The organism is Pseudomonas sp. GW704-F2, from assembly GCF_059423025.1.
This window is the reverse complement of record NZ_JBWKXO010000002.1, coordinates 251,264-263,954: the sequence shown is the minus strand read 5'-3', so window position 1 is coordinate 263,954 and position 12,691 is coordinate 251,264. Positions and strand designations below refer to the sequence as shown.

Annotated in this window: 13 protein-coding genes and 1 tRNA gene; 6 read left to right on the top strand and 8 right to left on the bottom strand. The window is 60.6% G+C overall.

What is annotated here, in order from left to right; all coding sequences use genetic code 11:
* Nucleotides 1-85 precede the first annotated feature (85 nt).
* The 8 genes from ychF to AC07W0_RS03005 all read right to left on the bottom strand — a co-directional run bounded on the left by ychF (nt 86) and on the right by AC07W0_RS03005 (nt 6,997).
* The gene (gene ychF / locus AC07W0_RS03040; RefSeq protein WP_046384760.1) at nt 86-1,186 is read right to left on the bottom strand and encodes a redox-regulated ATPase YchF; all 1,101 of its coding nucleotides are present in this window, start codon (nt 1,184-1,186) and stop codon (nt 86-88) included.
* 22 nt (nt 1,187-1,208) lie between these two features.
* Entirely contained in the window at nt 1,209-1,793 is a 585-nt protein-coding gene (pth, locus tag AC07W0_RS03035; protein ID WP_017844407.1) for an aminoacyl-tRNA hydrolase, read from the bottom strand.
* A gap of 166 nt (nt 1,794-1,959) precedes the next feature.
* Nucleotides 1,960-2,559 carry a 50S ribosomal protein L25/general stress protein Ctc gene (locus tag AC07W0_RS03030; protein ID WP_017844406.1) on the bottom strand — a complete coding sequence of 200 codons (600 nt, stop codon included), beginning with the start codon at nt 2,557-2,559 and terminating at the stop codon, nt 1,960-1,962.
* 138 nt (nt 2,560-2,697) lie between these two features.
* Nucleotides 2,698-3,639: a ribose-phosphate pyrophosphokinase gene (locus AC07W0_RS03025; RefSeq protein WP_017844405.1), complete on the bottom strand. Its 942-nt coding sequence runs from the start codon at nt 3,637-3,639 to the stop codon at nt 2,698-2,700.
* A gap of 46 nt (nt 3,640-3,685) precedes the next feature.
* Nucleotides 3,686-3,760, bottom strand: a tRNA-Gln gene (locus tag AC07W0_RS03020).
* A 37-nt stretch (nt 3,761-3,797) separates the two neighbouring features.
* Nucleotides 3,798-4,601, bottom strand: coding sequence for a 4-(cytidine 5'-diphospho)-2-C-methyl-D-erythritol kinase (gene ispE / locus AC07W0_RS03015; RefSeq protein WP_186352149.1), 804 nt, complete (start codon nt 4,599-4,601; stop codon nt 3,798-3,800).
* A gap of 49 nt (nt 4,602-4,650) precedes the next feature.
* Nucleotides 4,651-5,268, bottom strand: coding sequence for a lipoprotein insertase outer membrane protein LolB (lolB, locus tag AC07W0_RS03010; RefSeq protein ID WP_046488043.1), 618 nt, complete (start codon nt 5,266-5,268; stop codon nt 4,651-4,653).
* Nucleotides 5,269-5,272: 4 nt separating this feature from the next.
* Nucleotides 5,273-6,997: a tetratricopeptide repeat protein gene (locus AC07W0_RS03005; protein WP_079442819.1), complete on the bottom strand. Its 1,725-nt coding sequence runs from the start codon at nt 6,995-6,997 to the stop codon at nt 5,273-5,275.
* Between the two features lie 182 nt (nt 6,998-7,179).
* On the opposite strand from AC07W0_RS03005, the gene hemA reads away from it, so the two are divergent.
* The 6 genes from hemA to AC07W0_RS02975 all read left to right on the top strand — a co-directional run bounded on the left by hemA (nt 7,180) and on the right by AC07W0_RS02975 (nt 12,547).
* The gene (gene hemA / locus AC07W0_RS03000) at nt 7,180-8,466 is read left to right on the top strand and encodes a glutamyl-tRNA reductase (RefSeq protein ID WP_017844401.1); all 1,287 of its coding nucleotides are present in this window, start codon (nt 7,180-7,182) and stop codon (nt 8,464-8,466) included.
* Nucleotides 8,466-9,548, top strand: a complete 1,083-nt coding sequence (gene prfA / locus AC07W0_RS02995; protein WP_017844400.1) for a peptide chain release factor 1 — start codon at nt 8,466-8,468, stop codon at nt 9,546-9,548. The genes hemA and prfA overlap by 1 nt, the downstream gene beginning before the upstream one ends.
* Complete coding sequence (prmC, locus tag AC07W0_RS02990) at nt 9,549-10,379, top strand: peptide chain release factor N(5)-glutamine methyltransferase (RefSeq protein WP_017844399.1); 831 nt, start codon at nt 9,549-9,551, stop codon at nt 10,377-10,379.
* Nucleotides 10,373-11,128: a molybdopterin-synthase adenylyltransferase MoeB gene (locus tag AC07W0_RS02985; protein WP_017844398.1), complete on the top strand. Its 756-nt coding sequence runs from the start codon at nt 10,373-10,375 to the stop codon at nt 11,126-11,128. The genes prmC and AC07W0_RS02985 overlap by 7 nt, the downstream gene beginning before the upstream one ends.
* Nucleotides 11,121-11,915 (top strand): glutamate racemase, encoded by a 795-nt coding sequence (gene murI / locus AC07W0_RS02980; protein ID WP_017844397.1) that lies wholly within the window; start codon nt 11,121-11,123, stop codon nt 11,913-11,915. The genes AC07W0_RS02985 and murI overlap by 8 nt, the downstream gene beginning before the upstream one ends.
* Nucleotides 11,916-12,028: 113 nt before the next feature.
* The gene (locus tag AC07W0_RS02975) at nt 12,029-12,547 is read left to right on the top strand and encodes an acyloxyacyl hydrolase (RefSeq protein WP_017844396.1); all 519 of its coding nucleotides are present in this window, start codon (nt 12,029-12,031) and stop codon (nt 12,545-12,547) included.
* The last annotated feature ends 144 nt before the right edge of the window (nt 12,548-12,691 follow it).

The window sequence follows — 12,691 nt, the reverse complement described above, 5'->3', positions numbered from 1 at the left end:
TTCGCTCTCATGAGTCTTTCACCCACAAAAAAGCCGATGCAGGGCATCGGCTTCTTTATATCGCGACGTCTGCCGCGATCAATGTTTACACGTTGAAACGGAAGTGCATCACATCGCCGTCCTTGACGATATATTCCTTACCTTCCAGGCGCCATTTACCGGCTTCCTTGGCACCGGCTTCACCCTTGTACTGGATGAAGTCGTTGTAGGCGATCACTTCGGCGCGGATAAAGCCTTTTTCGAAGTCGGTGTGGATCACGCCGGCGGCCTGTGGCGCGGTGGCGCCGACCTTGACGGTCCAGGCGCGGACTTCTTCGACACCGGCGGTGAAGTAGGTCTGCAGGTTGAGCATTTCGTAACCGGCGCGGATCACGCGATTCAGGCCGGGCTCTTCCAGGCCCAGGGCCTCGAGGAACATGTCTTTTTCTTCGCCGTCATCGAGCTCGGCGATTTCCGCTTCGATCTTGTTGCACACCGGAACCACGATCGCGCCTTCTTCGTCGGCGATGGCCTTGACCACGTCGAGCAGCGGGTTGTTCTCGAAGCCGTCTTCGGCGACGTTGGCGATGTACATCACCGGCTTGGTGGTCAGCAGGTGGAAGCCCTTGACCGCGGCCTTCTCGTCAGCACCCATGGTCTTCATCAGGCTGCGTGCCGGCTTGCCCAGGGTGAAGTGGGCGATCAGTTGCTCCAGCAGGCCTTTCTGGACCACGGCGTCCTTGTCGCCACCCTTGGCGTTACGCGCGACTTTCTGCAGTTGCTTCTCGCAACTGTCGAGGTCGGCGAAGATCAGTTCCAGGTCGATGATCTCGATGTCGCGTTTCGGGTCGACGCTGTTGGAGACGTGAATCACGTTCTCGTCTTCAAAGCAGCGGACCACATGGGCGATGGCATCGGTTTCGCGGATGTTGGCCAGGAACTTGTTGCCCAGGCCTTCACCTTTCGACGCACCGGCCACCAGGCCGGCGATGTCGACGAATTCCATGGTGGTCGGCAGGATGCGCTTGGGGTTGACGATCACCGCCAGGGCGTCCAGGCGCGGGTCCGGCATCGGCACGATACCGCTGTTGGGTTCGATGGTGCAGAAGGGGAAGTTCTCCGCCGCAATACCGGACTTGGTCAGCGCGTTGAACAGGGTGGATTTGCCGACGTTGGGCAGGCCGACGATGCCGCAATTGAATCCCATGGTGTTTCCCCTCGGAAAAGAGTCAGGCCTTCTGGCTGTGCAGGTTTTTCATCGCGCGGTTCCATTCCCCGGCGAGGATATCCGGCAGCACGCCGAGGGCAAAGTCGATGCAGGCATCGAGTTTTTCCTGTTCGGCGCGTGGCGCACGACCCAGGACGAAATTTGAAACCATACTGGCAACGCCTGGGTGGCCAATGCCGAGCCGCAGACGGTAAAAGGTATTCTGATTGCCCAGCTGCGCGATGATGTCGCGCAGGCCATTGTGCCCGCCATGCCCGCCGCCTTGCTTGAGCTTGGCAACGCCGGGAGGCAGGTCCAGTTCGTCATGGGCCACCAGGATTTCTTCGGGTTTGATCCGGAAGAACCCCGCAAGCGCCGCGACAGCCTGGCCGCTGCGGTTCATGTAGGTGGTGGGAATCAACAGACGAACATCCTGACCCTGATGCGAAAAGCGTCCGGTCAGGCCGAAATACTTGCGATCGGCCACCAGGTTTACACCTTGGGCGTGGGCGATGCGCTCAACAAAAAGGGCCCCCGCGTTATGCCGGGTCTGTTCGTATTCTGCGCCTGGATTTCCCAGGCCAACGATCAGTTTAATGGCAGTCACGACAGGGGCCCTTCCTTTGGAGTTGTGGATAACAATGCCGACCTGAGTGCGGCGAAAGTGGACGACAAGGGATCATTTACTCAAGAGTAAACGTCGCGTTATCGCCCGCTTTCTCGCTACGTTTCGGTCCGCGATGTTTCCTCAAGCTCCGGCAATACAGAGTGAATTACTCTGCAGCGCCTTCTTCAGCTTCTGGAGCAACGCGTGGAGCGTGAACGTTGGCAACCGCTTTGTCATCACCGTGAACCAGTGCGACAAACTCAACGCCTTTAGGGGCTTTGAGGTCGGACAGGTGCAGGATTTCGCCGATTTCCAGAGCCGACAGGTCGACTTCGATGAACTCAGGCAGGTCTTTCGGCAGGCAGGTCACTTCGATCTCGGCAACAACGTGCGAAACTTCGCCGCCTTTTTTGATCGGAGCTTCTTCACCAACAAAGTGTACCGGCACGACGGCGGTCAGTTTCTGGCCGGCAACGACGCGAACGAAGTCAGCGTGCAGCACGTGGCCTTTAGCTGGGTGACGTTGCAGGGCCTTGATGATGACGTTCTGCTTGGTGCCGCCGACGTTCAGCGAAATGATGTGGCTGTAGGCCGCATCGTTTTCCAGCAGTTTGGCAACTTCTTTGGCCAGCATGCTGATGGATTCAGGGGCTTTGTCGCCACCGTAAACTACAGCTGGAACCAGGCTTGCGAGACGACGCAGGCGGCGGCTCGCACCTTTCCCCAGGTCGGAACGCACTTCAGCATTCAGAATAAATTCGTTCATGTTGTATCTCCAAAATAACCACATTCGCCCCAGCGTTTGCGACCAGCGCTAAAGGCGATATGGGCAAAAAAGCCCCGCCCCGACAATATGCCGGGGCGGGGCGCTTTTCGTCAGTGAGGTGATCCGAAGGTTTGACCCTTAACGGAACATCGCGCTGATCGATTCTTCGTTGCTGATGCGGCGAACCGCTTCGGCAACTACCGGTGCGATATCCAGTTGGCGGATACGCGGACAGGCTTGAGCTGCAGCGGACAACGGGATGGTGTTGGTCACCACCAGTTCGTCCAGCATTGAGTTCTCGATGTTCTCGATCGCTCGGCCCGACAGCACAGGGTGTGTGCAGTAGGCGAAGACTTTTGCCGCACCGTGCTCTTTCAAGGCTTTCGCCGCGTGGCACAGGGTGCCGGCGGTGTCGACCATGTCATCAACCAGAATACAGGTACGCCCTTCGACATCACCGATGATATGCATCACTTCAGAGTGATTGGCTTTCTCGCGGCGTTTGTCGATGATCCCGAGATCAACGCCCAGGGATTTGGCGACAGCCCGTGCACGCACGACGCCACCAATGTCCGGGGACACGATCATCAGGTTTTCAAAGCGCTGGTCTTCGATGTCATCCACCAATACGGGGGAGCCGTAGATGTTATCTACCGGAATATCGAAGAACCCCTGGATTTGGTCAGCGTGCAGGTCAACCGTGAGAACACGGTCGATGCCTACCACGGTGAGCATGTCAGCCACGACTTTCGCGCTGATAGCTACACGTGCGGAACGCGGACGGCGATCCTGACGGGCATAACCAAAGTAAGGGATTACAGCTGTGATTCGAGTCGCTGAGGAGCGGCGGAAGGCATCAGCCATCACGACGAGTTCCATCAGGTTATCGTTGGTCGGAGCGCAGGTCGGCTGGATAATGAAGACGTCTTTACCGCGGACGTTTTCATTGATCTCGGCGGTAATTTCGCCGTCGGAGAATTTACCGACAGAGATGTCACCGAGAGGGATATGCAGCTGACGAACAACACGTCGAGCCAGATCGGGGTTGGCGTTCCCCGTAAAGACCATCATCTTGGACACGCGCAGTACCTAGAGGCTGAGGGTAACCTGGATGAGTAAAGGAAAATGGCAGGGGCGGCTGGATTCGAACCAACGCATGGCAGGATCAAAACCTGCTGCCTTACCGCTTGGCGACGCCCCTGTATCTGTTGCAACGAGTACCCAGTACTCGGTTCCTTTTAGAGCAGACTTTGCAGCTTGCGATGCAACATCGAAACGTTGCTTCCTTTCGCTACAAACCCTGTAAGGGTCTCTGTAAGAAGGGCCGAGACTTTATCAGCTTCAGCTTTGTTTGGGAAGCCCCCAAACACACAACTTCCAGTGCCGGTTAATTTTGCTTCGGTAAATTTACCTAACAAATTCAAAGCGTTACGTACTTCTGGATAACGCCTTGCTACAACCGGTAAGCAGTCATTTCGACTGTTTCCCTTGGGAACGGGGCGCACTTTAATGGGAGGAGAGTTACGTGTCAACAGTGGATCTGAAAAAATTTCTGCTGTACTTACAGATACTTGCGGGACAAGCACGACATACCAAGGCTCTTCGGGGTTTTCCGGGGTGAGTTTTTCTCCCACGCCCTCGGCAAAAGCCGCGTGCCCACGCACGAAAACCGGGACGTCGGCGCCCAGTGTCAGGCCCAGCGTGGCCAGGCGATCGAGGTCCCAGCCGAGCTTCCACAAGTGGTTCAGGCCCAGCAGTGTGGTCGCGGCATTCGAGCTGCCGCCACCGATGCCGCCGCCCATGGGCAGGATTTTATCGATCCAGATGTCGATGCCCAGGGCGCAACCGGATTGCGCCTGAAGTTTTTTCGCGGCCTTCACGATCAGGTTGCTGTCGTGGGGCACCCCTTCGAATTCGGTGTGCAGTCGGATCACGCCATCGTCACGCACGGCGAACGTCAGTTCATCGCCGTAGTCGAGAAATTGAAACAGCGTCTGCAACTCGTGGTAGCCGTCTTCGCGGCGCCCCAGGATGTGCAGCATCAGATTGAGTTTGGCCGGGGAGGGCAGGGTCAGTTTTTCTACGGTCACGTTATTGCCCCAGCTTGCGTGGTTGCCAGTCCTTGATCACCAGCGTGATATCAAGGTCGGTGCCGTGCAGTTTGATCCGCTCGGGCAGCCAATAACCGCTCTGTTGCACGTAGCTCAGGTATTCGACCTGCCAGCCGTCCTGCTCCAGGGAGGCCAGGCGGCTGTCGCCATTGAGGCTCAGGCGGCTTTTGCTGTCGGGGGCGGGCAAGCCGCGTACCCACCAGACCAGGTGCGACACCGGCAGTTTCCAGCCGATCTGCTCTTCCAGCAGCGCCTCCGGGGAGACGGCTTCGTAGCGACCCTGGTTGGCCACTTCGAGGCTGACTTGCCCCGGTCGGCCGGTCAGGCGGGCGGCGCCGCGCCCCAATGGGCCGGACAGGCGGATATCGTAGTAGTCCTGGCGTTGCAGCCAGAACAAGGTGCCGCTGCCGGAATCTTTCGGCGCGCGTACCCCGACTTTTCCTTCGATCTGCCAGCCATCGATGCTGCTGAGCTGGGCCTTGTGCTGTTTCCATTGCGCCGGGTTGCCCTGGCCCTCAACGGACTCGCGGGCACCGAAGCCCGCGCAACCGGCGAGCAAGGCGATGAAGCTGAAAACGATAAAGTGGCGCAAGAACATAAACTTAAAGGGTCTCGGAACCGGTCAGGCGCTTGATGGTGCCGCGCAGGATGGGGCTTTCGGGTTGTTCCTTGAGGAACTTCTCCCAGATTTGCCGGGCTTCGCGCTGTTTGCCATTGGCCCAGAGCACTTCGCCCAGGTGGGCGGCGACTTCCTGGTCGGGGAAGCGCTCCAGCGCCTGGCGCAGCAGGCGCTCAGCCTCGTCCAGGTTGCCCAGGCGGTAGTTCACCCAGCCCAGGCTGTCGAGTACGGCCGGGTCTTCCGGGTTGAGCTTGTGGGCCTGTTCGATCAGCACCTTGGCTTCGGCGTAGCGCGTGGTGCGGTCGGACAGGGTGTAGCCCAGGGCATTGAGCGCCATGGCGTTGTCCGGGTCGCGCTTGATGATCAGGCGCAGGTCTTTTTCCATCTGCGCCAGGTCATTGCGTTTTTCCGCCTGCATCGCACGGGTGTAGAGCAGGTTCAGGTCGTCAGGGTATTGCAGCAAGGCTTGTTGCAAGACTTTCCAGGCGCGCTCGGCCTGATTGTTGGCCGACAAGGTTTCGGCCTGGATCAGGTACAGCTGGATCGCGTAGTCCGGTTCCGCCTCGCGCGCCGCGACCAGACGTTTTTCCGCCTCGTCGGTGCGCCCGTTGCTCATCAGGATGTCGGCCTGGCGCAACTGGGCGGGCAGGTAGTCGTTGCCGGGGCCGACCTTGGCGTATTCGAGCAGGGCGGCCTGGGGGTCGTTGTTTTCTTCGGCGATGCGGCCGAGGTTCAGGTGCGCCGAGTCCACATGGCTTTCGCGCTCGATCAACTCTTCCAGATAGCCCTTGGCCTCGTCCCAGGCCTTGGCTTCCAGGCACACCAGCGCCAGGGAGTAGCGCAATTCGTCATCGTCCGGGTATTGCTGGACCAGGTTGGCGAACTGCACTTTGGCGTCCTCCATGCGGTCCTGCTCCACCAGCGTGCGCGCGTAAGTCAGGCGCAGGCGCTTGTCTTCCGGGTACTTCTTGATGCTTTTTTCCAGCAGCGGAATCGCTTCCTTGCCGCGATTGAGGTTCTGCAACAGGCGTGCGCGCAGCAGGATCGGCGCGATCTCGCCTTCTTCCGGCGGGTTCTGTTCCAGCAGCTTCAGCGCGGCTTCGGCTTCGTCGTCCTGTTGCAGCAGCAAGGCCTTGCCGAACACGAGCTGGCTGTTCTTCGGGTGTTTTTGCAGCAGGCGGTCGAAACTCTTCATCAGCCCGTTGCGCGTGTCCTGGTCGGTATCGGCCGCCGACAGCGCAAGAAAGTCGAAATGCGTGTCGCCCTTGCCCTGCAGGACTTTCTCCATATAGGTCATGGAGTCGTCGTAGCGCCCCGAGCGCGCCAATTGAATGGCTGCCGCCCGTTGTGCTTCCAGGTCGTGCGGCGCGTTTTTCGCCCAGATCAGCGAGGTGTCCAGCGCAGCCTGGTCGGCCCCCAGGTACTCGGCGATGCGAAACGCCCGCTCCGAGATGCCCGGATCTTGCGTATTGATGGCCTGGGTCACGTAATTATCCAGCGCAATATCGAAACGATTGCGCTGGCCGGCCAGTTCTGCGGTCAGCAGGCTGTACACCGTATCTTCAGTGAACGAGGAGTAAACCTTGGGCTTTTCAGGGGCTGGGGTGCTCTCTTCCACCGGCGGTGTACCGTCGGTCGACACGGGGGCCATGGCCTGGCAGCCGTTGAGGAAGACAAAAGCGAGGAGCAACGCGGAGGATCTATTCATATAGGAAGAGGACGACTAACCTGCGGTCGGATCATCATGACACAAGCCTTCGGCCAAACATAACCGAGTCTCAGTGGATGCCTTTATAGGCACAACGTATAGGGACAATAGACGACGGTGGTTGTTCTGAATCTATCGAAGTAGGACAATTGTCGGCTTCCCGACATCATCAGCGATATTGAATGGCCTTCCTCGCACTCGGTATTAACCACAAGACTGCCTCCGTAGACGTGCGCGAGCGCGTGGCGTTTACGCCTGAGCAGTTGGTTGAGGCCTTGCAGCAGCTCTGCCGACTCACCGACAGCCGCGAAGCTGCGATCCTTTCCACCTGCAATCGCAGCGAGCTTTATATAGAGCAGGAGCATCTTTCAGCGGATGTCGTGCTGCGCTGGCTGGCCGATTACCACCATTTGGACTTCAATGACCTGCGCGCGAGCGCTTATGTGCATGAGGACGATGCGGCAGTTCGTCACATGATGCGTGTGGCGTCCGGTCTCGATTCGCTGGTCTTGGGCGAGCCGCAGATCCTCGGCCAGATGAAATCCGCCTACGCCGTGGCGCGTGAGGCTGGCACCGTGGGGCCGCTGCTGGGGCGCCTGTTCCAGGCTACGTTCAATTCCGCCAAGCAGGTACGCACCGACACCGCCATCGGGGAAAACCCGGTGTCCGTGGCGTTTGCCGCCGTCAGCCTGGCCAAACAGATTTTCAGCGACTTGCAGCGCAGCCAGGCCTTGCTGATCGGTGCCGGCGAGACCATCACCCTGGTCGCCCGTCACCTGCACGACCTCGGCGTGAAGCGTATCGTGGTGGCCAACCGCACCCTGGAGCGTGCCAGCATCCTCGCCGAACAGTTCGGCGCCCACGCCGTGCTGCTGGCCGATATCCCGGCCGAGCTGGTGCGCAGCGACATCGTCATCAGTTCCACCGCCAGCCAGTTGCCGATCCTGGGTAAAGGCGCGGTAGAAAGCGCGCTGAAGCTGCGCAAGCACAAGCCGATCTTCATGGTGGATATTGCCGTTCCCCGGGATATCGAGCCTGAAGTCGGCGAGTTGGACGACGTTTACCTGTATAGCGTCGACGATCTGCACGAAGTGGTCGCCGAAAACCTCAAGAGCCGTCAGGGCGCAGCCCAGGCCGCCGAGGAAATGGTCAGCGTCGGCGCCGAAGACTTCATGGTGCGCCTGCGCGAACTGGCGGCGGTGGACGTGCTCAAGGCGTATCGTCAGCAGGGCGAACGCCTGCGCGATGAGGAGTTGAGCAAGGCCCAGCGCTTATTGGCCAATGGCGGCAACGCCGAAGACGTGCTGATGCAACTGGCCCGCGGCTTGACCAACAAGTTGCTGCACGCTCCCAGCGTACAACTGAAAAAACTCACTGCCGAAGGCCGCCTCGATGCGCTGGCCATGGCGCAGGAACTCTTTGCCCTCGGTGAGGGCGCGTCAGATAGCTCTTCGGATAAAAAACCGTAATGAAAGCGTCACTGCTCAACAAACTGGACGTGCTCCAGGACCGTTTCGAAGAACTGACTGCGTTGCTCGGCGACGGCGAGGTCATCTCCGATCAGGCCAAGTTCCGCGCTTATTCCAAGGAATACGCCGAAGTTGAGCCTATTGTGCTCACCTATCAGAACCTGTTGAAAGTACAGGCCGACCTGGAGGGCGCCCAGGCCCTGCTCAAGGACAGCGACCCGGACATGCGTGAAATGGCCGTGGAAGAAGTCCGTGAAGCCAAAGACAAACTGGCCGAGCTCGAAGGCGACCTGCAACGCATGCTACTGCCCAAGGACCCCAACGACGGGCGCAACGTCTTCCTCGAAATCCGCGCCGGCACCGGCGGCGACGAGGCGGCGATTTTCTCCGGCGACCTGTTCCGCATGTACTCGCGTTATGCCGAGCGGCGTGGCTGGCGCGTCGAGATCCTGTCCGAGAACGAAGGCGAACACGGCGGTTATAAAGAAGTCATCGCCCGCGTCGAAGGCGACAACGTGTACGGCAAGCTGAAATTCGAGTCCGGCGCGCACCGCGTGCAACGGGTGCCGGCCACCGAATCCCAAGGCCGTATCCACACCTCGGCGTGTACCGTGGCGGTGTTGCCCGAGCCGGACGAGCAGGAAGCCATCGAGATCAACCCGGCGGACCTGCGCGTCGACACCTACCGTTCATCCGGTGCCGGTGGTCAGCACATCAACAAGACCGACTCGGCGATCCGCATCACGCACTTGCCGTCGGGCATCGTGGTTGAATGCCAGGAAGAGCGTTCGCAGCACAAGAACCGGGCGCGGGCCATGTCCTGGCTGTCGGCCAAGCTGAATGACCAGCAGACCAGCGCCGCCGCCAACGCGATTGCCAGTGAACGCAAACTGCTGGTGGGCTCGGGCGACCGTTCCGAGCGCATCCGCACCTACAACTTTGCCCAGGGCCGGGTCACCGACCACCGGGTCAACCTCACGCTCTACTCCCTGGACGAGATTCTCGCCGGTGGCATCGACGCGGTGATCGAGCCGTTGCTCGTCGAATACCAGGCCGACCAATTGGCGGCGATAGGTGAATAAATGACCATCATCGCCAGCCTGCTGCGCGCCGCCGACCTGCCCGACTCGCCCACCGCACGCCTGGACGTGGAGCTGTTGCTCGCGGCTGCCCTGGGCAAGTCCCGCAGCTACCTGCACACCTGGCCGGAAAAAATCGTCAGCAGCGAAGCCGCGCTGACCTTCGCCGATTACCTGCAACGCCGCCGCGCCGGTGAGCCGGTGGCCTACATCCTCGGCCAGCAAGGTTTCTGGAAGCTGGACCTGGAAGTCGCGCCCCACACGCTGATCCCGCGCCCGGACACCGAACTGCTGGTCGAGGCGGCCCTGGAATTGTTGCCCGCCACGCCGGCCAAGGTGCTCGACCTCGGCACTGGCAGCGGCGCCATCGCCCTGGCCCTGGCCAGCGAGCGCCCGGCCTGGCACGTCACCGCCGTCGACCGCGTGCTCGAAGCCGTGGCCCTGGCCGAACGCAATCGCCAGCGCCTGAACCTGCACAATGCCACTGTGCTCAACAGTCATTGGTTCAGCGCGTTGCAAGGCCACACCTACGACCTGATCATCAGCAACCCGCCCTACATCGCCGCCAACGATCCGCACCTGGCGGCCGGCGACGTGCGCTTTGAGCCGGCCAGCGCGCTGGTGGCGGGCCATGATGGGTTGGACGATCTGCGGCTGATCATCGCCGAGGCGCCGGCCCACCTCAACGCGGGCGGTTGGTTGTTGCTGGAACACGGTTACGACCAGGCCGCGGCGGTGCGTGACCTGCTGCTGAGCCAGGGCTTTGAAGGCGTCCACAGCCGCATCGACCTCGGCGGCCACGAACGCATCAGCCTGGGGCGCCGGCCATGCTGAGCGACCAGGAGCTGTTGCGCTATAGCCGACAGATTCTGTTGAAACAGGTCGACATCGACGGCCAATTGCGCCTGAAAAACGGTCGCGCCTTGATCGTCGGCCTCGGCGGCCTGGGCGCGCCGGTGGCGCTGTACCTGGCGGCGGCCGGGGTCGGCGAGTTGCATCTGGCGGATTTCGACACCGTCGACCTGACCAACCTGCAACGCCAGATCATCCATGACACGGACAGTGTCGGCCTGAGCAAGGTCGATTCGGCCATCCGCCGTCTGACCGCGCTCAACCCCGAGGTCAAACTGCTCACCCATCGCACTGCGCTGGATGCCGACTCCCTGGCCGCGGCAGTGGCGGCGGTGGATGTGGTGCTCGACTGCAGCGACAATTTTTCCACCCGCGAAGCGGTCAACGCCGCCTGCGTGGCCGCCGGCAAGCCGTTGGTCAGCGGCGCGGCGATCCGCCTGGACGGGCAACTGTCGGTATTCGACCCGCGGCGCGCCGACAGCCCGTGCTACCACTGTTTATACGGGCACGGCAGCGACACCGAACTGACCTGCAGCGAAGCCGGCGTGGTCGGCCCGCTGGTCGGTCTGGTCGGCAGCCTGCAGGCCCTGGAAGCATTGAAGTTGCTCGCCGGTTTCGGTGAGCCCCTGGTCGGACGCTTGTTGCTGATCGATGCCTTGACCACGCGTTTCCGTGAGTTGCGCGTCAAGCGCGATCCCGGTTGCAGTGTGTGTGGGACGCAGCATGGTTAAGGATGCACCGATCGGTGTGTTCGACTCCGGTATCGGCGGGTTGACGGTGCTCGAGGAAATCCAGCAACTGTTGCCCCATGAGTCGCTGCTGTACGTCGCCGATTGCGGGTACATCCCCTACGGCGAGAAAACGCCGGCCTTTATTTGCGAGCGTTTACACCGGGTTGCAGAGTTTTTCCGCGAGCGCGGCGCCAAAGCCTTGGTGATTGCCTGCAACACGGCGACCGTTGCTGCCGTGGCCGACTTGCGCAAGAGCTACCCCGACTGGCCGCTGGTGGGGATGGAACCCGCCGTCAAACCCGCTACCGCTGCGACCCGCAGTGGTGTGGTCGGCGTACTCGCCACCACCGGCACCCTGCAAAGCGCCAAGTTCGCCGCGTTGCTCGACCGTTTCGCCACCGATGTGCGGGTGATCACCCGGCCGTGCCCAGGCCTGGTGGAACTGATTGAAACCGGCGACCTGGGCAGCCCGGCCCTGCGCCAGTTGTTGCAAAGCTATGTCGAACCGTTGCTCAGCGCCGGCTGCGACACCATCATCCTCGGTTGCACCCACTACCCCTTCCTCAAGCCGCTCCTGGCGCAGATGCTGCCCCCCGGCATCAGCCTGATCGACACCGGCGCCGCCGTGGCCCGCCAGCTCAAGCGCCTGCTCGGCGAACGCGATCTGCTGGCCGCCGGCACTCCGGGCCCTGCCCAGTTCTGGACCAGCGGCGATGTGTATCATCTAAGAAATATCCTACCGACACTATGGAAACATCCCGGAGTTGTGAGAAGCTTCGGCTCGTGAAAATTTCGTCAAAATTCGCCGTTAGACGCTGAATTTCTGGCAGTAAGTCGGCTTCTATAAGCGAGATTTCCCTGTGTAAAAACCTATAACTTCGTTCGGAAAGGATGTTTCTTATGAAGCGCTTGTTCTGTTTGGCCGCGATTGCGGCCGTTGTGGTGGGACACTCTTTTTCGGCGCAAGCCGCCGGCCTTGAGTTTGGCCTGGGGACCACCGGTGATTCGACGCTCACCTATCGATTGGGGCTGACGTCGGATTGGGATAAGAGCTGGATGCAGAGCGACGTCGGTCGCCTGACTGGCTATTGGAGTGGTGCATACACCTATTGGGAAGGTGATCACCGTGCAGGCGCGAGCAGCCTGTCGTTCTCCCCGGTATTTGTGTATGAGTTCGCCGGGGAATCGGTAAAGCCTTACATCGAGGCCGGGATCGGGGTGGCGGCATTCTCCCGCACGCGGTTGGAAGACAACAACCTCGGCCAGGCCTTCCAGTTCGAAGACCGCCTGGGCTTCGGTTTGCGCTTTAACGGCGGGCATGAAGTGGGCATTCGTGCCATGCACTACTCCAACGCCGGGCTCAGCGACCATAACGACGGCATCGAAAACTACTCGTTGCACTACACGATGCCGCTGTAACTTCAGAACCCTGCAAAACCCTGTGGGAGGGGGCAAACCCCCTCCCACATTGAGATATTCATCGGCCTGAGATCAGCGGTAAGCGGTCGCGAATCCCTTCGCGTTCGGTGGCATCGAAAACTACTCGTTGCACTACACGATGCG